This is a genomic window from Nocardioides sp. NPDC057577 (genome assembly GCF_042801335.1).
Classification (GTDB): Bacteria; Actinomycetota; Actinomycetes; order Propionibacteriales; family Nocardioidaceae; genus Nocardioides.
Genome location: NZ_JBHVGB010000002.1, coordinates 37910 through 57344, shown reverse-complemented (window position 1 = coordinate 57344; position 19435 = coordinate 37910). Strand labels below are relative to the sequence as shown.

20 protein-coding genes and 1 pseudogene are annotated in these 19435 nt (G+C 71.2%); 5 read left to right on the top strand and 16 right to left on the bottom strand.

Annotated features, from left to right (window positions below; genetic code table 11):
- Positions 1 to 3: 3 nt before the first annotated feature.
- Both ACFU7D_RS00710 and ACFU7D_RS00705 read left to right on the top strand, forming a co-directional pair.
- Entirely contained in the window at positions 4 to 1053 is a 1050-nt protein-coding gene (locus tag ACFU7D_RS00710; protein ID WP_378861975.1) for a FecCD family ABC transporter permease, read from the top strand.
- Positions 1050 to 1844: an ABC transporter ATP-binding protein gene (locus ACFU7D_RS00705; protein WP_378861972.1), complete on the top strand. Its 795-nt coding sequence runs from the start codon at positions 1050 to 1052 to the stop codon at positions 1842 to 1844. The genes ACFU7D_RS00710 and ACFU7D_RS00705 overlap by 4 nt, the downstream gene beginning before the upstream one ends.
- A 24-nt stretch (positions 1845 to 1868) precedes the next feature.
- On the opposite strand, the gene aztD is transcribed toward ACFU7D_RS00705, so the two are convergent.
- The 4 genes from aztD to aztB are packed head-to-tail and all read right to left on the bottom strand — an operon-like array spanning position 1869 to position 6046.
- Positions 1869 to 3050 carry a zinc metallochaperone AztD gene (gene aztD, locus ACFU7D_RS00700; protein WP_378861969.1) on the bottom strand — a complete coding sequence of 394 codons (1182 nt, stop codon included), beginning with the start codon at positions 3048 to 3050 and terminating at the stop codon, positions 1869 to 1871.
- 10 nt (positions 3051 to 3060) lie between these two features.
- Complete coding sequence (aztC, locus tag ACFU7D_RS00695; protein ID WP_378861966.1) at positions 3061 to 3978, bottom strand: zinc ABC transporter substrate-binding protein AztC; 918 nt, start codon at positions 3976 to 3978, stop codon at positions 3061 to 3063.
- Entirely contained in the window at positions 3975 to 5198 is a 1224-nt protein-coding gene (locus ACFU7D_RS00690) for an ABC transporter (protein WP_378861963.1), read from the bottom strand. Before ACFU7D_RS00690 ends, aztC begins: the two co-directional genes overlap by 4 nt.
- The gene (gene aztB / locus ACFU7D_RS00685; protein ID WP_378861960.1) at positions 5159 to 6046 is read right to left on the bottom strand and encodes a zinc ABC transporter permease AztB; all 888 of its coding nucleotides are present in this window, start codon (positions 6044 to 6046) and stop codon (positions 5159 to 5161) included. The genes ACFU7D_RS00690 and aztB overlap by 40 nt, the downstream gene beginning before the upstream one ends.
- Before the next feature lie 46 nt (positions 6047 to 6092).
- On the opposite strand from aztB, the pseudogene ACFU7D_RS00680 reads away from it, so the two are divergent.
- Positions 6093 to 6653, top strand: a pseudogene (locus ACFU7D_RS00680) (ATP-binding cassette domain-containing protein); the annotation flags it as partial.
- Here the strand turns inward: ACFU7D_RS00680 and ACFU7D_RS00675 are convergent.
- Positions 6564 to 7610 (bottom strand): EamA family transporter, encoded by a 1047-nt coding sequence (locus ACFU7D_RS00675; RefSeq protein ID WP_378861957.1) that lies wholly within the window; start codon positions 7608 to 7610, stop codon positions 6564 to 6566. The pseudogene ACFU7D_RS00680 and the gene ACFU7D_RS00675 overlap by 90 nt on opposite strands.
- 84 nt (positions 7611 to 7694) lie before the next feature.
- Between ACFU7D_RS00675 and ACFU7D_RS00670 the strand changes: the two genes are divergently transcribed.
- Positions 7695 to 8159, top strand: coding sequence for an Lrp/AsnC family transcriptional regulator (locus tag ACFU7D_RS00670; protein WP_378861954.1), 465 nt, complete (start codon positions 7695 to 7697; stop codon positions 8157 to 8159).
- Positions 8160 to 8169: 10 nt separating this feature from the next.
- Here ACFU7D_RS00670 and ACFU7D_RS00665 read toward each other — a convergent pair whose 3' ends face one another.
- Positions 8170 to 8565, bottom strand: a complete 396-nt coding sequence (locus tag ACFU7D_RS00665; RefSeq protein ID WP_378725229.1) for a hypothetical protein — start codon at positions 8563 to 8565, stop codon at positions 8170 to 8172.
- 131 nt (positions 8566 to 8696) lie between these two features.
- Between ACFU7D_RS00665 and ACFU7D_RS00660 the strand changes: the two genes are divergently transcribed.
- Positions 8697 to 9347: a TetR/AcrR family transcriptional regulator gene (locus ACFU7D_RS00660; RefSeq protein ID WP_378861951.1), complete on the top strand. Its 651-nt coding sequence runs from the start codon at positions 8697 to 8699 to the stop codon at positions 9345 to 9347.
- Here the strand turns inward: ACFU7D_RS00660 and ACFU7D_RS00655 are convergent, their stop codons facing one another.
- The 10 genes from ACFU7D_RS00655 to ACFU7D_RS00610 are packed head-to-tail and all read right to left on the bottom strand — an operon-like array spanning position 9348 to position 19421.
- Entirely contained in the window at positions 9348 to 10124 is a 777-nt protein-coding gene (locus ACFU7D_RS00655) for an SDR family NAD(P)-dependent oxidoreductase (protein ID WP_378725233.1), read from the bottom strand.
- Positions 10125 to 10149: 25 nt separating this feature from the next.
- Positions 10150 to 10887, bottom strand: a complete 738-nt coding sequence (locus ACFU7D_RS00650) for an enoyl-CoA hydratase/isomerase family protein (RefSeq protein ID WP_378861948.1) — start codon at positions 10885 to 10887, stop codon at positions 10150 to 10152.
- On the bottom strand, positions 10884 to 12038 hold the full coding sequence (locus tag ACFU7D_RS00645; RefSeq protein ID WP_378861945.1) for an acyl-CoA dehydrogenase family protein: 1155 nt from the start codon (positions 12036 to 12038) through the stop codon (positions 10884 to 10886). Before ACFU7D_RS00645 ends, ACFU7D_RS00650 begins: the two co-directional genes overlap by 4 nt.
- Positions 12035 to 12832 carry an SDR family NAD(P)-dependent oxidoreductase gene (locus ACFU7D_RS00640; protein ID WP_378725239.1) on the bottom strand — a complete coding sequence of 266 codons (798 nt, stop codon included), beginning with the start codon at positions 12830 to 12832 and terminating at the stop codon, positions 12035 to 12037. Before ACFU7D_RS00640 ends, ACFU7D_RS00645 begins: the two co-directional genes overlap by 4 nt.
- On the bottom strand, positions 12829 to 14040 hold the full coding sequence (locus ACFU7D_RS00635; RefSeq protein ID WP_378861941.1) for a thiolase family protein: 1212 nt from the start codon (positions 14038 to 14040) through the stop codon (positions 12829 to 12831). The genes ACFU7D_RS00640 and ACFU7D_RS00635 overlap by 4 nt, the downstream gene beginning before the upstream one ends.
- 31 nt (positions 14041 to 14071) lie before the next feature.
- Positions 14072 to 15271, bottom strand: a complete 1200-nt coding sequence (locus tag ACFU7D_RS00630) for a hypothetical protein (RefSeq protein WP_378861938.1) — start codon at positions 15269 to 15271, stop codon at positions 14072 to 14074.
- The gene (locus tag ACFU7D_RS00625) at positions 15268 to 16377 is read right to left on the bottom strand and encodes a homogentisate 1,2-dioxygenase (RefSeq protein ID WP_378861936.1); all 1110 of its coding nucleotides are present in this window, start codon (positions 16375 to 16377) and stop codon (positions 15268 to 15270) included. Before ACFU7D_RS00625 ends, ACFU7D_RS00630 begins: the two co-directional genes overlap by 4 nt.
- A gap of 4 nt (positions 16378 to 16381) precedes the next feature.
- Positions 16382 to 16777, bottom strand: coding sequence for a nuclear transport factor 2 family protein (locus ACFU7D_RS00620; protein WP_378861933.1), 396 nt, complete (start codon positions 16775 to 16777; stop codon positions 16382 to 16384).
- Positions 16774 to 17877, bottom strand: coding sequence for an SMP-30/gluconolactonase/LRE family protein (locus ACFU7D_RS00615; protein ID WP_378861930.1), 1104 nt, complete (start codon positions 17875 to 17877; stop codon positions 16774 to 16776). The genes ACFU7D_RS00620 and ACFU7D_RS00615 overlap by 4 nt, the downstream gene beginning before the upstream one ends.
- A complete protein-coding gene (locus ACFU7D_RS00610) occupies positions 17874 to 19421 on the bottom strand; it encodes a long-chain fatty acid--CoA ligase (protein ID WP_378861927.1) in 1548 nt (515 codons plus the stop codon). The genes ACFU7D_RS00615 and ACFU7D_RS00610 overlap by 4 nt, the downstream gene beginning before the upstream one ends.
- Positions 19422 to 19435: the final 14 nt, after the last annotated feature.

Genomic DNA, 19435 nt, shown 5'->3' with positions numbered 1-19435 from the left:
GTCATGCCCCAGACCGTCACGCCCCAGACCGTCCTGGACCTGCGGCGCACGCGCCGCAGCCGTCGGGTCCGCGCGGGCGTCGTACCTCTCGTCCTGCTCGTCGTCGCCGCTGTCCTGGCCCTGCTCACGCTCTGCTTCGGCTCGGTCCAGCTCAGCCTCGACCAGGTGCTGGCCTCGCTGCTCCATCTGCGCGACCACGCCGCCGTCGACTTCATCGTGCGCGATCTGAGCGGACCGCAGGTCAAGGCGGCGGTGTGCGTCGGGCTGGCCCTCGGCGCGGCCGGCACGATCTTCCAGCAGCTGCTGCGCAACCCGCTGGCCTCCCCCGACTTCGTCGGCATCTCAGCGGGCGCGAGCGTCGCGGCCGTCGCCGGCATCGCGGTGCCCGCCCTCGCCGGGGTGAGCCTTCCCGTGCTGGCCTTCGGCGGCGGGCTGCTGACCGCGATCGCGATGTACGTCCTGGCCTGGCGCGACGGCATCACCGGCTACCGCTTCGTGCTGATCGGGATCGGCACGGCGGCGTTCTGCACCGGCGTCACCGGCTACCTGCTCACCCGCACCTCGCTCACCGAGGCCCGGGCCGCACTGCACTGGCTGACCGGCTCGATCGGGCAGGCCGGCGATACGGACAACAACGCCCTGCTGATCGCCCTCGTGGTGCTCGCACCCCTGGTGCCGCTGCTCCAGCGCATGCTCCGCGCGGTCGAGCTGGGCGACGACACCGCCCGCGGTCTGGGTGTACGCATCGAGGCGACCAGGCTCGCGCTGATCGCGACCGGGGTGCTGCTGACCTCGCTGGCCACCGCGGTCGCCGGACCGATCGCGTTCGTCGCCCTTGTCGCCGGGCCGGTCGCCGACCGGCTGCTCGGCAGTGCCCGCGGCGGCATCGTCGCGGCCGGCGCGGTCGGCGCGATCGTGTGCCTGATCGCCGACTACGTCGCGATGAACCTGCTGCCGGTCGAGGTCCCGACCGGCGTCGTCACCGGCGCCGTCGGCGCGCCGTACCTGCTGTGGCTCATCGCCACCACCAACCGGAGAGGAATGGGCGGATGAGCGAGACCCAGGCGCCGCGGCTCGCGGCGCGCGAGCTGTCGCTCGGCTACGACGACCGGGTGGTCGTCGACCGGCTCGATCTCGACGTGCTCGACGGGCGGGTGACGGCGATCGTCGGCGCCAACGCCTGCGGCAAGTCGACGCTGATGCGGGGCCTCGCCCGGCTGCTGCGTCCGTCCGCCGGCGAGGTGCTGCTCGACGGGACCCCGATCCTCGATCGCGGCTCGCGCGAGGTCGCCCGGATCCTCGGGCTGCTCCCCCAGACCCCGGTCGCCCCTGACGGCATCACCGTCGGTGACCTGGTCTCGCGCGGACGCCACCCGCACCAGGGCTGGTTCCGCCACTGGAGCGCGCGCGACGAGGAGGCGGTCGCCGAGGCGCTCGCCGCCACCGACACCGGCGAGCTCGTCGACCGTCCGTTGCGCGAGCTGTCCGGGGGCCAGCGACAGCGGGTCTGGATCGCGATGGCGCTCGCCCAGCAGACCGATCTGCTGCTGCTCGACGAGCCGACGACGTACCTCGACATCAGTCACCAGGTCGACCTGCTCCGGCTGCTGCGCACGCTCAACCGGGAGACCGGGCGGACCATCGTCACGGTGCTGCACGATCTCAACCTGGCCTGCCGCTACAGCGACCACCTCGTGGTCATGGCGGACGGCCGGATCCTCGCCGAGGGGCCGCCGGCCGAGGTGGTCACCGCGGAGGTCGTCGAGAAGGCGTTCGGGCTGCCGTGCGTCGTCGTGCCCGACCCGGTCGCCGGTACGCCGATGGTGGTTCCGGCGGGCGACTGAGCCGAGCACGACAGGACACGAGACTCAGCCGACGGCGATCTCGTTCGGCTGCTCGGAGAGCTCGACCGAGGCGGTGACCTCACCGGAGGTGAGGTCGACGGCGTGCACCGTGTTGGCGGCCGGCTCGGTGACGTAGGCGATGTCGCCGCTCACCTTGATCGCCGGGTGCGGGTCCTGCCACTCCGCCGGCCCCTCCCAGGGCTTCACGACCGGGAACTCGTCGGTGATCTTCCCGGTCGCGGGGTCCAGGACGTGGATCGAGCCGTCGGTCGCGAGGATGTAGGCGAGGTCCTCCGGGCCGCGCGCCACGTCGCGGAAGGTGTACTCGACGCCCTCGGGCAGCGCGACCGGCTTGAACGTGCTCTTCTCGGTGTCGATGAGCGTGACCGTGTCGAGCAGGTAGCCCTCGGCGTCGGGGTCGGTGTTGTAGTCACCGACGACGATCGGGCTGGTCTCCGAGACGTAGGCGTTGCCCATCCGGCCGTACTCGTCGGGGGCCTGGAGCTTCTCGAACTCGCCGTCGCGGTAGAGCAGGGCGCCGTCCTCGCAGCCGAAGACCACCGCCTCGTCGGCCGCGGTGCCCTCACCGTGGATGCCGGGGCAGGTGTCGTTGGCGGCGACCTGCTCGAAGCTGCTTCCCTCGGGCGTCAGGGCGATCGCGCCCGAGCGGCTCTCCTCGGTGCCCACGGTGGTCAGCAGGGTGCCGTCCTCGAGCACGATCGAGACGCCGTGGTGGGCATCGGGAGCCGTCCAGGTGGTGGTCTCCGGAAGCTTGCCGGCGTCGTTCAGCGCGCCGGTCTCGAAGATGGTCGTCTCGCCGCTGCCGTCGGCGAAGAGGACCGTGTTGTCGCCGTGGTGGACGACGTGCCCGCCGGTGTCCGCCGGGAAGACGAGGTCGGTCAGCTCGGGGGTCCGGGTGTCGAGCACCTGGAAGCCCTCACTGGTGGTGACCGCGAGGTTGCGACCGTCGCCGAACGGGTTGAGGCGTACGAACTCCTCGGTCTCGAACTCCTCGACGACATCGAGGGACTCGGCATCCAGGACGGCGATCCCGTTGGTGTAGGTCACCGCGAGGCGGCCGCCCTCCTCGGCCTTCGGGGCGGTCGACTCGTCGCCTTCGGCGGTGGATCCGCACGCCGAGAGCGCCAGCGATACGCCGGCCACCGCCGTGACGGCCCGGAGGGCACGGTTCTGTGGGGTTGTCATGGTGTCCCTTTCAATCGGTGGGCCCTGGTGAGAGCCCGCTGGTGATGCGCTCGGTGTTGGCGCGCATCATGGTGAGATAGGTGTCGGCGCCCTGGCCCTTCTCGGTCAGGGACTCCGTGAACAGCTCGCTGACCTCGACGTCGACGCCCGCCTCGTCGGCGAGCACCTGGATGAGGCGGTCCGGCTGGGAGGACTCGGCGAAGATCGTCCGTACGCCGGCCTGCTCGATCGCCTCGGTCAGGTCGCGCAGGTCCGCGGCGCTGGGCGCGGCCAGGGTCGTCCCGCCCGGGATCACCGCACCGACGACGCGGAACCCGAACCGGTCGGCCAGGTAGCCGAAGACGTGGTGGTTGGTGACCAGGCTGCGGTGCGCCTGCGGGATGCTCGCGAAGGAGTCGGTCATCTCCCGGTCGAGGCTCTCGAGCTCGATCTTGTACGCCGCCGCAGCCCGCTCCACGGCCGGCTCGTCGATGCCGTCGATGTCCGTCACCGCCGCTTCGAGGCCGTCGACGACGTCGAGCATCCGCGCCGGGTCGGTCCAGAAGTGCGGGTCCGGGGCGCCTTCGGCCTCGCCGTCGGAGTAGTCGAGGACATCGATCTGCTCGCCGGCGACGTACGTCTCGACACCGGCGTCGGCCGCCCGGTCGAGGTGGCGCTGGAGGCCCTCCTCGAGCCCGAGCCCGTTGGAGACGATCAGGTCGGCCTCCCGCATCATCGCGGCCTCCCGGGCCGAGATCTCGAAGGAGTGCGGATCGGCGTTGGGCCGCATCAGGGTGGTGACCCGGGCGGCGTCGCCGACCGTGCTCGCGACGACGTCGCCGAGGATGTTGGTGGTCACCACGATGTGCGGGCGGTCGTCGTCGTCGGCCGTTCCGGCGCAGCCGGTGAGTGCCATCGCGACGGCCACGATCCCGATGAGGCGCCTCATCGGCCCGTCTCCGTGAAGAACGACGGAGCGGTGGGCGTCTCGAGCGTCCTCGCGATCCGCGCCTTGTCGGCGTAGTCGATCTCGTGGACGACCCCTTCGGCGGGCACGTTGAGGTAGGCCCGCTCCTGGTCCACGACCAGGTCGACTCCCCCGGCGGCGTCGCTCAGGTCGACGAGGGGCTCGGTCGTGGCGAGCTGCCTGCCGTCCCCGGCTGCGAAGACGCGTACCCGACCGGTGGTGTCGAGGGCGAGGACGTGCCCCTCCTCGTCGTCGGCGGCGACCACCTGACGCAGCGGTACACCCGCGTCGAGGTGGGTCCAGGTCCGCTCGCGGGTGTCGAGGAGCCAGATCCCGGTCGTCCCGGAGAGTGCCGCGACGGTCGGCCGGCTCTTGCGGCCCTCGAACGCGGTGGCTCGCGGGGCTTCCGTGCCCTTCGGGTAGGCGATCCGCTCGACCTCGGGCTCGCCGTCGGTCTCGGTGGCCAGCACCGCGCCGTCGGCGCAGCCGACGACCACGCCGACCTTGGTGGTGATGGTGCCGCTCGCCCGGGCACACGGGATCTCGTCGTCCACCGGGCTGCCGTCGGCGTCGTGGTAGCGGAGCCCGGTGACCTCGCCGCCCTCGGCGACCGTGACCAGAGCACCGTCGCCGATCGGGGCGACCAGCCCGGCGTGCGGCTCGGTCTCGATCCGGAACAGCTCGTGCACCTCACCGTCGGCGAGGGCCTCGTTGTCGAGCAGCACCGCCTCGCCGCTGCCCGCGAAGAACACCCCCGTCGCCCCGGCCGTCGACAGCGGTCCGGTCGCGACCGTCGCGGCGCCTGCCCCCTCGACCGTGCCGAGCAGCGTGGGCTCACCCCGGTAGTAGTGGAAGTGGTCGCCGTGGTCCCAGGTCCACATCCCGCTGTCGACGATCTCCACGCCGTCGGCGGTGGTCGCGAACAGGTAGCGGCCGTCAGAGTCGACCGCGCTCGGCTTGCCGATCCGCCCGACCTCGGCCGAGCTCCCCTCGAGGAGGTCGAGCTGGGCGACGGTGCCGGTGCCGTCGATCGTGGTCAGGTGCAGCTGCGGCTCGGCGACCTCCTGCGCGCCCTCGACGGCGCCGTGGTCCTTGCCGGAGCCGGGGTCGGCGTCCGCGTCATCAGCCGGGGCAGCGGTGCCGCATCCCGTGGCGACCAGCGTCAGCCCTGTGACGATGCCGGCGAGTGTCCTGCGGTGCATGAGGTCCTTTCGGAGGTGGGGGACGGACGTCGAAGGAGAGCGAGGGCGCTGCGGAGCAGCCCCGAGGCGACCGCGGTGAGGATGGCCGCACAGGCGATGGACGCTCCGGCGGCGGTGCCCGCGTACCAGGAAGCGGTGAGGCCGATGAAGACCGCGCCGGCGCCGAGCGCCGCGGCGCAGGCCATGGTCGTGGGGATCCGCGTGGTCCACCGACCCGCGGCCACCGCCGGCGCGAGGAGCAGCGCGATCACGAGCAGCGAGCCGACCGCCTGGTAGGAGGCGACCACGGCGAGGGTCACCAGGCCGACGAGCATCACCTGCGCCAGCTGCGGATGTAGGCCCAACGTACGGGCGATCCGGGGGTCGAAGGCCGAGGCGACGAACGCGCGATGGAAGCCGATCGCGACGGCCAGGGTGACTACCAGGGCGACCGCGAGGACGGCGAGGTCGTCGGGCCCGAGGGCGAGTACGTCGCCGAACAGCATCGCCGTCGCGTCCGTCGCGAAGCTGCGGGAGTGGGAGATGATGATGACGCCGAGCGAGAGCATCGCCACGAACAGCAGCCCGATGCTGGTGTCGTACGTCAGCCGGCCGCGGCGCTGGAGCGCTCCGATCGTCGCGCTCATCACGATCGCGCTCACCGCGCCGCCGACCATGACGGGGGCGCCGAGGACCGTCGCCAGGGCGACGCCGGGGAGCATCCCGTGCCCGATCGCCTCGCCGAGGAAGGCCATCCCGCGGATCACGACCCAGGTGCCGACGACCCCGCAGATGGCCGCCACCAGTACGCCGCCGGCCAGCGCCTGCAGCATGAAGTCGGTCCGGAACGGCTCGGTGATCGATGACACGGGGCGGGACTCTAGCGCTTAATGAGAATGGTTACCAATTGCTATAGTGGCGCACGTGCTCCCGCTCGCAACGACCGACTCCCCGCCCCTGTCCGCTCAGAGCCTCTGCTTCGGCTACGCCGGCGAGGACGTGATCCACGACGTCAGCGCATGGTTCTCGCCCGGCACGGTCACCGCCGTCGCCGGTCCGAACGGGTCAGGAAAGTCGACCTTCGTCGAGCTGCTCGCGGGCGTACGGAACCCTCGGCGCGGCTCGGTCAGCCGCCGCGGGCGGGTGGCTCTGGTCGTGCAGCGACCCTCGACACCGGACGCGCTCCCGGTGACCGTCCGTGACGTCGTCGCGATCGGCACCTGGGGCCGCAGGGCCCGGTGGGTCGACCGGCAGGGTGCGATCGCCGAGGCGATCGAGCGCGTGGGGCTGACCGGCCTCGAGCAGCGTACGTTCGGCGAGCTCTCCGGCGGACAGCGCCAGCGGGCGCTGCTGGCTCAGGGCATCGTCCAGCGCACAGAGATCCTGCTACTCGACGAGCCGGCCGCAGGGCTCGACGCCGCCAGCCGGCAGCGCACCCGCGAGATCCTCGCCGAGGAGGCCGCCCGCGGCGCCACGATCGCCTGCGTCACCCACGACGAGGAGAGCATCGCCGCCGCCGATCACGTGCTCCGGCTCGATGCCGGTCGCATCGTCGGCTGAGCCCGGAGCGACCCCGGCCCGGTTGAACGTGGCCACCCCGGCCACGATCAGGGCGAGGGCCGCAGCGAGGCCCGGGCCGATGGCCTCGCCGAAGATCGGGACCGCGAGGACGGCGGTCAGCACCGGGCTCACCGCACCCCCGACCGAGGCCGGGCCGCCACCCAGGGCCTTGACGGCGAAGGCGTAGCAGAGCGTCGACCCCAGGCCGGTCCCGATGCCCTGGAGAACGACGAGGAGCAGCACGTCGCCGAGCTCGGCAGTGCCCGCGAGCAGGTGCGACGGCATCGCGCCGGACGCCGCCAGGACGAGCACGGCCAGGCTCGAGACGGCGCAGACGGTCAGCACCATCTGCAGCAGCGTCAGGTTCGTACGCTGCAGCCCCATCGTGAACACCGCCCACGCGAACCCTCCGACGAGGAGCAGACCGACCCCACCCAGGGACGCTCCGCCGCCGACGAGGAACCCGCTCACCCCGACTCCGGCGGTGATGAGCCCCAGCGCGAGCACCCGCCGGGCCGGGATCGGGGTCCGGCCGCGCGCCATCGCGAGCAGGGTGACGAACAGCGGCACGGTGCCCGGGACCAGCATCCCGGTGAGTGCCGCACTGGTCAGCCGGGCCCCGAACGCGAAGACGAGGAAGTGCGGGAGGCCACCGACGAGCAGCAGCGCGAGGACGGCGGGCCGCTCGCGGCGTACGGCCGTGATCGTGCTCGGCAGCAGCGGAGCCAGCAGCACCACGGGCGTAGCGAACCGAAGGAAGGCCGCGTCGGCGACGGTGAGGCTGGAGCCACCGATGCCGCGCGTGCTCAGCGCGAACGACGACCAGAGCACGACCGTGGCCGCCAACGCCGACCAGCCCAGATACTTCCTCATGTCGCGCCACGATAGGGACAAGACGAGCGCACATGATTGCCGAATCTGCCGCGATCACAACACTCCGTGGCAGAATCTGCCACCATGCGCACGCTCGACGAGACCGACAAGCACATCCTCTGGGAGCTCCAGCAGAACGGCCGCCTGACCAATCAGGAGCTCGCCGACCGCGTCGGCCTCTCCCCCTCACCGTGCCTGCGCCGCGTACGCGCCCTGGAGGAGGCCGGCGTGATCAGCGGCTACCGTGCTGTCGTCGACCCGCACGCCGTCGGGATGAACATCACCGCCTTCGTACGCATCAAGATGGCCACCCACACCACCGAGGCGGTCGAGGCCGTCGAGGAGCACCTGCGCGCCATCCCCGACATCACCGAGGCGTACGTCCTGGCCGGCGACCACGACTACCTGCTGAAGATCGTGACGCCATCCTTCGAGACGTACGAGCAGTTCCTGCGCGACAACCTCCGCACCATGCCCGCCCTCGCCTCGATCGAGACCACGTTCGCGTTCGGCAACACCAAGGAGAGCGGCCCGCTCCCCCTCGGCTGACCCCTCGGGGTCAGGAACCGGCTTCGCGACAGGCTGGTGCGTCGTCGTAGAACCGCTCGAACGCGCGGGCGGCGGCGTCGATCTGGGCGGCCATGCCTCGCAGGCCCCCGCGCCCGACCGCGCGCAAGTTCTCGCTCTCGAACAATGCCCGGTCATAGGCGGGAAGCATCCCCACCAGCCGCTGCCGAGCATGTCCATCCGACCCCAGAGGTCGGACGAAGACCTCGACCAGGTCGTCCATCCAGTCCAGCTCGAACTCGACGAGGTGATGCGGCATCGTCAACCGGACCTCGGTGCGACCGACCCGGTCCACCTGCGCGTAGGTCGTCGGCGCGAAGCGGGACGCCACCGCCTCGGCGACCGCCTGGGACCGGCGCCTCAGAATGTCATTCCCAGTGCTCGACATCGCGCCTCCGCCCGAACGTGACCGATGGTCATATGACCACCGGTCACAGACTAGGGGCGCCGCCGCGGCGTGGTCAAGGGACCCGGACGAAGCACGCTACGATGCGAGCGTCCAGCCATGAGAGAGGACGGGTGGCGCCCTTGCCTACGCCGACCTGGGAGCGTCTCCCGGAGGCCAAACGCGATGCCGTGCGCCGTGCAGCGGAAGAGGAGTTCGGGGTCCGGGGCTACAACGCCGCCAGCCTCAACACGATCTGCCGCGAGGCCGGGATCTCCAAGGGCAGCCTGTTCCAGTACTTCCCCGACAAGTCCGACCTCTTCGTCCACCTGATCGCCCGCGCCAGCCACGACATCCGCGTGGCGATGGAGACGGCGAGCGCCGACTTCCCGTGGATGACCGACTACCTCGGCTCGGTCAAGATGCTCATGGACGCGTGGATCGACTACTTCTACGATCACCCACGCCACCGGCAGATGCTGGTCTCGGCCAACCTCGAGCACAACCCGAAGGCGCTCGCCGCCGTGCGCGAGGCCGTCTACGTCGACTACCTCGAGGTCATCGGCGGCATGGTCGACATCGGCATCGCCATCGGCGCCCTTCGTGAGGACACCGACCGCGACGCCCTCGTCGCCGCCATCATCATGCTGCTCCCGCACATCGCCCTCGGCCCTCACGTACGCGGCCTGGACCCGCTCCTCGGACTCGCCGGCTCCGACCGCGACCATGCCATGTCCGTCGGCCGCCGGCTGATCCAGGTGCTGATGGGCCAGTACGTCACCTGATCAGCGCGGAGGCAGCCGGATCGCGCCGTCGAGCCTGATGACCTCGCCGTTGAGATACGGGTTGTGGATCAGCTCCCAAGCGAGCGATGCGAACTCCTCTGGTGCGCCGAGCCGGCGCGGGAAGACGACGCCCTCGGCCAGCTTGGCCTTGAACGCCGCCGGGTCCGGGACCGTCTCGTAGATGGGGGTCTCGATCAGGCCGGGGGCGATGGTGTTGACCCGGACCCCGACGGCGGCGAGGTCCCGCGCCAGCGGGAGGGTCAGCCCGACGACGCCGCCCTTGGAGGCGCTGTACGCGACCTGGCCGATCTGACCGTCGAAGGCGGCCACCGAGGTGGTGTTGACGATGACGCCCTTGGCGCCGTCGGTGTCGGGTTCGTTGCGCGACATCGCCGTGGCCGCGAGCCGCACCACGTTGAACGTGCCGATCAGGTTGACCTCGACGACCTTGCGGAAGGAGCCGAGATCGTGGGCGGACTCGTACTTCCCGTCCTTGCCGACGGTGCGGGACAGGCTGGGGATCCCGGCACAGTTCACCGCCACCCGCAGGGGCCCCTGCGTCAGTGTCGCCTCGACGGCGTCGATCACCTGATCGGCATCGGCGACGTCGGCGCGGCGGAAGAGGCCGCCGATCTCGGCGGCGACCCGCTCCCCACGGTCGGCGTCGAGATCGAGCACCGTCACCGCCAGCCCTTCGGCGGCAAGCTTGCGGGCAACGGCCTCGCCGAGGCCGGAGCCACCGCCGGTCACGATCGCCGAGCTGTTGGTCAGTTCCACGTTCACTCCTACTTGGTCGTTGGTACTACTTGGTGAAGGCCCGGATCGCGCCGTCTGCCTCGGGTGAGGCGATGACCGCGACCTGGTTGGCGATCTCCGCCTCGAGCGCCTCGGCCAGCGTCTGCTGCCAGGCGTCCTCGAGCAGACGCTTCGTGCCGGCCAGCGCCACCGGAGAGGCGCTCGCCAGACGTACGGCCAACGCGGTCGTCGCCTCGCCGAGCTCCGCAGCCGGGACGACCCGGTTGATCAGGCCCCAGGCCTGTGCCTCGTCGGCGGCCACCTCGTCGCCGAGGAGGGCGAGCTCGAGGGCCCGGCGGTGCCCGACCAGCCGGGGCAGCAGCCAGCTGGCGCCGCTGTCGAGCGACAGCCCGCGCCGGATGAAGAGCTGCAGGAACCGGCTGCGGTCCGAGGCGATGACGAAGTCGCAGGCCAGGGCCAGGTTGGCGCCCGCCCCGGCGGCGACACCGTCGACCGAGGCGATCGTGGGGACCCCGAGCTCGCGCAGGGCCAGGATGCAGGCGTTCGACATCCGCATCCGCTCGGGGAGGAGCTCGGGATGACCCAGCAGGCCACCGACGTCGGACCCGGCGCAGAACGCGCCGCCGGCGCCGGTGACCACCACGACCCGGACCTCTCCCCCGCGAGCCGTGTCCAGCAGGTCACGCAGGGTCGACCACATCGGGTCGGTCATCGCGTTGAGCTTGTCGGGACGGTCGAGGGTGATGGTCAGGACGCCGTCGGTCAGGTCGTGGCGCACCCTCACGACGCGACCCCGAGGGTGCGTCCGATGATCTCCTTCATGATCTCGGTGGTGCCGCCGTAGATCGTCTGGATCCGGGTGTCGAGGTAGGCCCGGGCGATGGGGAACTCGCGCATGAACCCGTAGCCGCCGTGCAGCTGCAGGCACTGGTCGACGACCCGTTTCTGCAGCTCGGTGGCCCACCACTTGCCCTTCGCGGCGTCGACGCCGTCGATCTCACCGCGCAGGTGGCGCTCGACCAGGTCGTCGACGTACACCTGGGTGACGTCGACGGCCGTGCTGAGCTCGGCGAGCACGAACTTGGTGTTCTGGAACCCGGTCAGCGGCTGTCCGAACGCCTCCCGCTCGCGGCAGTAGTCCAGGGTCCAGTCGAGGGCGACGCGTGCCGCCGCGACGCCCGAGACCGCCAGCGAGAGCCGCTCCTGGGCGAGGTTGGCCATCAGCGTGCCGAATCCGGAGCCCGGCTCGCCCAGCAGGTTGGCGGCCGGGACGCGGGCGTCGCTGAACGACAGCTCGGCGGTGTCCTGGCTGCGCAGGCCGATCTTGTCGAGGTGGCGACCACGCTCGAAGCCCGGCGTGCCGTCCTCGACCGCCAGCAGGCTCAGGCCGCGGTGCGGCTCGGTGGGATCGGTGCGTACGACGGTCAGCACCAGGTCGCTGTTGAGGCCGTTGGTGATGAACGTCTTGGCGCCGTTGACGACGTAGTCATCGCCGTCACGGACCGCCGAGGTCCGGACCCCGGCCAGGTCCGAGCCCGCGCCGGGCTCGGTCATCGCGATCGCGCCCATGGTCTCGCCGGAGACGAACCCCGGCAGCCAGCGGCGCTTCTGCTCCTCGTCGGCGGCGCCGAGCAGGTAGGGCAGCACCACGTCGTTGTGCAGCGTGATGCACATGCCGGAGCCGATCACGTTGGCGCGCTGCAGCTCCTCGATGATCACGACGTGGAAGCGGAAGTCGTCGGCACCGAGACCGCCGTACGCCTCCGGCACCGCCATGCCCAGGAAACCCTGGTCGCCGGCGGCCCGGAACATCTCCTTGTCGACCCGGCCCGCCTCCTCCCAGCGGTCGTGGTGCGGCACGATCTCGGCGCGTACGAAGGCCCGGAAGCTCTGCCGGAAGTCATCGTGGGTCTCGTCGAACAGTCGGCGGCTCATCGTGCGGTCCACCCGCCGTCGACGGCCAGCACCTGGCCGGTGAGATAGCTGCTGCCGGCACCCGCCAGCAGCAGGAGTACGCCGTCGAGCTCGTCGCCGCGCCCGGTACGCCCCATCGGGGTGTTGCGCCGCAGCCACCGCCCTGCCGAGGCGTCGGCGAACATGTCCTCGGTCAGCTCGCTGGGGAAGAACCCCGGGGCGATCGCGTTGACCCGGACCCCGTCCCGGGCCCACTCGCAAGCGAGGTGGCGGGTGAGGGTCACGACCCCGCCCTTCGCCGCTCCGTACGCCGACTGGGTGAGCGGCGCCGAGCCGACCAGGCCGAGCACGGAGGCGATGTTGATGATCGAGCCGGCGCCACGAGGGCGCATCGAGGCGTACGCCTCCACGCTGAGGGCGAACAGCGCGGTGAGGTCGATGTCGAGCGTGCGCCGGAAGGAGTCGAGCGGCTGCTCGGCGGCGGGCAGGGCCTCGGCCCAGCCCGCGTTGTTGACCAGTACGTCGACCCCGCCGAGATCCTCGGCGCGGGCGATCAGCGCCGCCCGGTCGGCCTCGTCGGTGACGTCGCAGCGGAACGGGACCACCCGCTCCTGCTCGGCGGCGAGCTTCTCGAGGAGGTCCAGCCGGCGGGCGGCTGCGACGACCGTCGCACCCCGGGCGGCCAGGACCTCGGCGAAGCGCCGGCCCAGACCGCTGGACGCACCGGTGACGACGGCGACCTGGCCGGTCAGGTCGGTGAGGTCCGCCGATGGCGCCCGCAGCTCCTCGTTCGTCTCCTCGGTCGTCGCGGTCACGAGACCCGCTCGATGATGGTCGCGTTGGCCATGCCGCCGCCCTCGCACATCGTCTGCAGGCCGTAACGGCCGCCCGAACGCTCGAGCTCGTGGAGCAGGGTGACCATCAGCCGCGCCCCGGAGGCACCGAGCGGGTGCCCCAGGGAGATCCCGCCGCCGTTGACGTTGACCCGCTCCGGGTCGGCACCGGTCTCCCGCTGCCAGGCCAGGACGACCGGGGCGAAGGCCTCGTTGCACTCGAACAGGTCGATGTCGTCGACGGTGAGTCCGGCCCGCTTCAGCACGGCCTGGGTCGCCGGGATCGGCGCGGTGAGCATCTGCACGGGGTCGTCGCCGACCACCGACATGTGCCGGACCACGGCGCGCGGCCGCAGGCCCAGCTGCTCGGCCCGCTCCCGGCTCATCAGCAGCACGGCCGCGGCGCCGTCGACGATCTGCGACGCGTTGCCGGCGGTGACCCGGCCTTCGGGGATGAACGACGGCTTGAGGCCGGCCAGGGACTCGGCCGAGGTGGCGTCGCGGATCGGCTCGTCGACCGCGACGCTGCCGTCCTCGACGGTGACCGTGCCGGTCTCCTTGTCGCGACGCTTCACCCGGACCGGCGCGATCTCCCGCTCGAAGCGGCCCTCGTCACGGGCCGCGGCGGCGCGGCGGTGGCTGCGCAGGGCGTACGCGTCGAGCTCTTCACGGGTCAGGCCCCACCGCTCGGCGATCATCTCGACCGAGATCCCCTGAGGCACCAGCCCGGAGTAACCGAAGGCCGAGCGGTCGGCGTAGCGCTGCTGAGCCACGTCGCCGTAGACCTCCGTGATGTCCCCCGCCGGTGCGTTGGAGAACATCGGGACCGTCGACATGCACTCGATGCCACCGGCGACCACGACGTCGTTGACACCGGCCATGATCGACTGCGCGGCGAAGCTGATCGCCTGCTGCGAGGACCCGCACTGGCGGTCCATCGTGGTAGCGGGCACGCTGTCGGGCCAGCCCGCCGCGAGCACCGCGGTGCGGGCGACGTTGGTGCTCTGCGGCCCGACCTGGGTGACGCACCCGAACATCACGTCGTCGACGACGACCGGGTCGATGCCGGTGCGCTGCTGGAGCGCCTTGAGCGTCTCCGCGGCCAGCTCGGCCGGGTGCCAGCCCGACAGCGAGCCGAACCGCTTGCCGATGGGGGTGCGTACGGCCTCGACGATGACGGCCTCGGTCATGGGGTTGCTCCTTAGGTCTTGGGTACGTCGGTCAGCGGGTCGCGAAGCCGCGCTCGGCCAGCCAGGCGGTGATGGTCGTGACCGCCTCGCCCAGCGGTCCGCGCTGGTCCTTGCCGCCGTAGTAGTGGGTGGCGCCCTTCACCATGTGCAGTGCCTTGTCGGGGTGCCCGACCGCGTCGTAGAGCCGCTGGGTGTGGCTGGGCGTGCACGCGTCGTCGGCACTGTTGCCGATCACGAGCGTGGGGATCTGCAGGTCGGCGGCGCACTCGACCCCGTCGCCGTGGGCGTCGTCGTAGCTCCACTGCGACAGCCAGCTGCGCAGCGTGGTGAACCGGGCGAGACCGACGGGGCTGTTGTTCACGATCTCGGGGTCGCCGAGGTAGCAGACCCCGGGCTTGCGGTCGTTGGGGTCGACCGCCGGGTCGAGCCAGCGCGGGTCGGCCATGGTGCCGTGGACGACGAAGGCCCGCTCCTCACGCTCCCGGCCGGTCGCCCGCAGGTGCGCCAGCTGGGCCTTGACCCACGCGGTGATCCGCCGGTTGCGGGCGATCTGCGCCTCGCGGTAGCGGGCGAGGAACTCCTCGGTGTAGGGCGGCTGGTTGGGGTTGTCGGGGTTGTAGAGATCCAGCTCGGGATCGCGGATCTCGGGGTTGGTCTCGTCGAGGATGGAGGCGTCCAGCCACTCGGTCATGGTGCCGTGGCGGCTGACGTGGGCGGCGAGCAGCATCAGCGCGTCCGCGGGGATCAGGTCGAGCTGCGTGAGGTCCGGCCCGTCGCCCGACGGGCTCGAGGTGACCGTCGGCTTCTGCGCCTGCTGCTGGTAGTAGAGCGACAGCGAGCCGCCGCCGCTCCACCCGGCCAGGACGACCTTGGTGTAGCCGAGGCGCTCCTTGGCGTCGCGGATCGCGGCGCCGAGGTCCTGGACGACCTTCTCCATGAGCAGCGCGGAGTCGACGCCCCGGTATCGGCTGCCGCAGTAGATGACGTGGTGTCCGGCCTTGGCCAGCGCGTTCATCATCGGCAGGTACGCACCGCCGCCGATCGGGTGCATGAACATGATGACGGTGTCGGCCTCGACCCCGTGAGGACGCAGGTTGTAGCTCTCCAGCGCCACGATGTCGCCCTCGCCGCCGTAGGTGTCGCGGTAGGCCGAGGTGTCCTCGAAGACGACCAGGTAGGGCACCCGGTCGTAGGTGTGGGTCGCGAAGTCGGTGCTGCTCGTGGTGGTCACAGGGCTACCTCCGGGTCGGGCTGGATGGCGGCCGCCAGCACCTCGGGGCTCGGCGTGAGCCGGCGCCGGGTGTCGACGGCGATGATCTTCCACTCGACGCGGTCGAACTCGTCGAACCGGCGCCGGGCGCGTTCGCGGGCCTTCTCGGGGGCACCGTGGTGGACGCCCTGCGGCGCGTGCGAGATCAGGCCCGGCGGCATCTTCTGACCGAAGACGTTGCCGCCGTGGTAGAAGGCGATCTCGTCGAAGTCGACGTTGCGGTGATACCAGGGGAACCGCTCCGTGCCGGGCCGCGACTCCGCCCGACGGGGAAGGAAGTGCATCACGTAGACGCCGGTGGCCTGCAGGAACAGGTGGACCGTCGGCGGCAGGTGCATGCTCTCCGAGCTGAGCACGTCGTGATCCTCGATGTTGAAGGTGAAGGGGAAGTTGTCGCCCCGCCAGCCCTCCACGTCGCACGGGTCGTGCGGGTAGAACAGCGAGGTGGTCTCGCCCGAGTGGTAGAGGCGGACCTCGTACTCCTCGCGGCCGTCGTCCTCGACCGGCTCCGGTTCGGGGACCGTGATCAGGGCCGGGTCGAAGGGGAAGTGCCGGCCGAGCGCACCGGCCTCGGGAACCCGGAGCTCCTCGGTGGCCTCGATGACCAGGCGACATCCCGGCTCGCCGTCGGGCTCGATCCGGTAGGTCGTGGCCTTGGGGAGGTAGACGTAGTCCCCCGGCCGGTAGGACAGCGGACCGAACTCGGTCACGAACCGGCCGGTGCCCTCGTGCACGAAGTGCAGCTCATCGGAGTCGATGTTGCGTACGTAGAACGGGTGCGCCTCGGCCCGGCGGCTCAGCGAGATCCGGCAGTCCTGGTTGCTGAACATCAGCACCGGGGTGCCGGCGGGGTCGGTGAGATCGGTCGGCTCGAGGCCGGTCGTCATCAGGTCGACGCCGCCGAGCCTGCCCTCCGCGCGGAAGTCGGTCGGGTCGTGGCGGTGGTAGAGATGAGCGGTACGCCCGACGAACCCGGCCCGGCCGAGCTCGTCGTCCTTGAGGCCCTCGAGGTCGGCGTGCATGCGCCGGGGCGTGGTCCCCTTGCGGAGCTGGATGAAGGACTCCATCGGTTCAGTTGCTCCCGTTCTTGTCGGTTGCGGTCTGGGTGAGCCGCGCGTTGAGCGGCGTGGGGTCGACGTACTCCTCGATGCGCACGACGTGGTCGCCGTCGACGACGATGCGGAGCATGGCGGGCATGCGCAGCCCGGCCGCGCGGCCGGAGAGCTCGACGACGTGCTGCTGCACGACACCGTCCGGCAGCAGCTCGCGGCGGACTTCGGTGTAGCGCATCGGGCCGGCGACGTGATGGAGGTAGCCGAGCGTCCGCAGGCTCTCCTCGCGGGTCTGCGTCACGTCGTCGTAGTTGTGCCACACCCCCGCGTCGGGGCTGTAGATCTCGGTGAGCGACGTGGTGTCGCCCGCCTCGACGGCGGCGAAGAAGCGGTCGACGACGGCCTCGACGCTCACCTGCCGCTCACCCGGTCAGCGAACGGCAGCCGGAGGCCTCGGCGCGGCCAGTCCAGCTTGAGCAGCTTGCCGGTGCTGGAGGCCGTGACGTACGCGGTGCGCTGGCCGGGGCCGCCCCAGCAGATGTTGGTGATGCCGGGGTCGCCGTCGGTGTCGATGTCGAGGAACTCGACCAGGTCACCCTCGGGGCTCACCACCGAGATGCCGTGGGTGAGGAGCGAGGCCACGCACACGTTGCCGGCCGCGTCGATGCCGAGGGAGTCGAAGTTGGTGTAGTCGGAGGCGGTGTAGAGGAAGTTGCCGTTGCCGGACCCGCCGAGCGACTGGCCGCCCTTGATCTGGCCGGGGCCGGTCACGTCCCACCACCACACGCGGGCGGTGTAGGTCTCCGAGACGTAGAGGCGGCTGCCGTCGGGCGAGAGGCCGATCCCGTTCGGTCCCTCCATGCCGCCGGCGATCTGGGTGATCGCGGAGCCGTCGGGCAGGGCGTAGTAGAGCCGGCCACGGTCGGCGGTGACGCCGTCGCTCTTGCCGTAGTCGGTGAAGTAGAGGCCACCGTGCTCGTCGAAGACCAGGTCGTTGGGTCCGCGCAGCTGCTGGCCGTCGCACTCGGTGTAGATCGTCTCGACCGCACCCGTCTCGAGGTCGACGGCCTGAATGCTGCCGCCGGTGTAGTCGGCGGGGATGCCGCCGGCGAAGACGTAGCCGCCGACGGGGAACGCGTTCAGGCCACCGTTGTTGGCGATGTAGACGCGCCCGTCGGGGCCGATCGCGGCGCCGTTGGGGCCGCCGCCGACCTCGGCCACGACGGTCTTGGTCCCGTCCGGGCTGATCCGGGTGAGGTTGCCTGCGATGACCTCGACGACGAGGACGTCGCCGTTGGGGAGGGCGACCGGGCCCTCGGGGAACTGCAGTCCGGTCGCGACGACGGAGAACTTCATCTTCTTCCTGCGCTTTCGTGAGACGGGGTGGGCGTCGGCCGGGCGGGCGACGGCGGTGGTGCCGAGAGCGCCGAGGACCGCAGCGCCGGCGGCGCCGAGGAGCGATCGGCGGCGGGCGGTGAATCGGGAGGTCTCGCGCGGGGTCGGGCGGTTCGTCATCGCGCCGTCACCTCCGCACCGAGGGCGGTACGCAGGTCGTGCTTGCGGACCTTTCCGGTCGCCGTGCGTGGGAGCTCGTCGAGGAAGACGACCTGCTTGGGGCGCTTGTACGCGGCCAACCGGTCCCCGACCCGGGCGATGACCTCGTCGTCGGTGACCTCGGCCCCCGGGCGGCGTACGAGGACGGCGACGACCTGCTCGCCCCAGACCTCGTGCGGGAGACCGATCACGGCGGCCTCGGCGACGTCGGGGAGCTCGTGGAGGACGTTCTCGACCTCGGCGGAGTAGACGTTCTCGCCGCCCGAGATGATCATGTCCTTGGCCCGGTCGACGATCGAGAGGAAGCCCTCCTCGTCGCGGCGGGCGAGGTCACCGGTGTGGAACCAGTCGCCCGTGAAGGAAGCGGCGGTCGCCTCCGGGTTGCCGAGGTAGCCGACCGTCACCTGGTCCCCACGGACCCAGATCTCGCCGATCTCGCCGACCGGGCAGTCGTTGCCCGCGGCGTCGACGATGCGCAGGTCGACCAGCTGCATCGGCCGGCCGACGGCGTCGAGGAGGTTCTCCTCGCCGGCTGCCGCGCGCCGGTGGGCCTCGCGGTCCAGGGTGAGGATGTTGCCGGCCAGCTCGGTCATCCCCATGCCGGCGTACACGATCGGCCCGAAGCGATCGAGGGTGCGACGGAGCAGCTCGGCGGGGATCTTCGAGGCGCCGTAGCCCATCCACTCCAGGCTGGACAGGTCGTAGTCGTCGATGCGCGGGTGGGCCAGCAGGATCGCCATCATCGTCGGCGCGAAGCCGCCGCTGGTGATCCGGTGCTCCTGGACGACCTGCATCCAGGCCTCGGGCTCCCAGCCGGGCATCATCAGCACGGTGCCGCCGCGGAAGAGGTTGACCGGGGTCAGGTAGCCCGCGACGTGGCACAGCGGCATCGCGTTGAGGAACCGGGTCTCCCGGCTCGGCTCGTACTCCAGCACGGACTGCAGGATCGATGTCACCAGGTTGCGGTGGCTGAGCTGGGCGCCCTTCGGGAAGCCCGTGGTGCCGCTGGTGTACATCACCCAGGCGACGTCGTCCGCCGACACCACCCGCGTCGACGGCTCCGGTGAGGCCGCGGCCAGCAGGTCCTCGTACGCCGGCAGGTCATCGACGGGCTCACCGATCACGACCACGTGGCGCAGCGCCTTCAGCCCGGCCAGGTGCTCCCGGATCGCCGGCAGGTACTGCTCCTGGACCAGCAGCACGCTCGCCTCGGCGTTCTCCAGGATCCACGCCCACTCCTTCGGGTGCAGCCGGGTGTTGAGCGTCGTCAGCGCGGCGCCCGCGGCCGGGACGCCGTAGTAGGCCTCGACGTACGGGATGCTGTTGTCGGAGAGGATCGCGACCCGGTCGCCGGGCTCGGCGAGGTCGCCGATCGCGTTGGCCAGCCGGTGGGTCCGCTCGAGCAGCTCCGCATAGGTGCGGGAGTCGCCACCGGTGGTCAGCAGCAGGGCGGTGCGATCTGGATGATCACGGGCCGTGCGTCTCAGCAGGTCGTGGATGAGCATCGTTGCCTCCTCGG

Coding starts and splice junctions, on each gene's coding strand:
- ACFU7D_RS00710 (WP_378861975.1), top strand. CDS start 4: ATGCCCCAGACCGTCACGCCCCAGACCGTCCTGGACCTGCGGCGCACG.
- ACFU7D_RS00705 (WP_378861972.1), top strand. CDS start 1,050: ATGAGCGAGACCCAGGCGCCGCGGCTCGCGGCGCGCGAGCTGTCGCTC.
- aztD (WP_378861969.1), bottom strand. CDS start 3,050: ATGACAACCCCACAGAACCGTGCCCTCCGGGCCGTCACGGCGGTGGCC.
- aztC (WP_378861966.1), bottom strand. CDS start 3,978: ATGAGGCGCCTCATCGGGATCGTGGCCGTCGCGATGGCACTCACCGGC.
- ACFU7D_RS00690 (WP_378861963.1), bottom strand. CDS start 5,198: ATGCACCGCAGGACACTCGCCGGCATCGTCACAGGGCTGACGCTGGTC.
- ACFU7D_RS00675 (WP_378861957.1), bottom strand. CDS start 7,610: ATGAGGAAGTATCTGGGCTGGTCGGCGTTGGCGGCCACGGTCGTGCTC.
- ACFU7D_RS00670 (WP_378861954.1), top strand. CDS start 7,695: ATGCGCACGCTCGACGAGACCGACAAGCACATCCTCTGGGAGCTCCAG.
- ACFU7D_RS00665 (WP_378725229.1), bottom strand. CDS start 8,565: ATGTCGAGCACTGGGAATGACATTCTGAGGCGCCGGTCCCAGGCGGTC.
- ACFU7D_RS00645 (WP_378861945.1), bottom strand. CDS start 12,038: ATGAGCCGCCGACTGTTCGACGAGACCCACGATGACTTCCGGCAGAGC.
- ACFU7D_RS00635 (WP_378861941.1), bottom strand. CDS start 14,040: ATGACCGAGGCCGTCATCGTCGAGGCCGTACGCACCCCCATCGGCAAG.
- ACFU7D_RS00625 (WP_378861936.1), bottom strand. CDS start 16,377: ATGGAGTCCTTCATCCAGCTCCGCAAGGGGACCACGCCCCGGCGCATG.
- ACFU7D_RS00615 (WP_378861930.1), bottom strand. CDS start 17,877: ATGACGAACCGCCCGACCCCGCGCGAGACCTCCCGATTCACCGCCCGC.
- ACFU7D_RS00610 (WP_378861927.1), bottom strand. CDS start 19,421: ATGCTCATCCACGACCTGCTGAGACGCACGGCCCGTGATCATCCAGAT.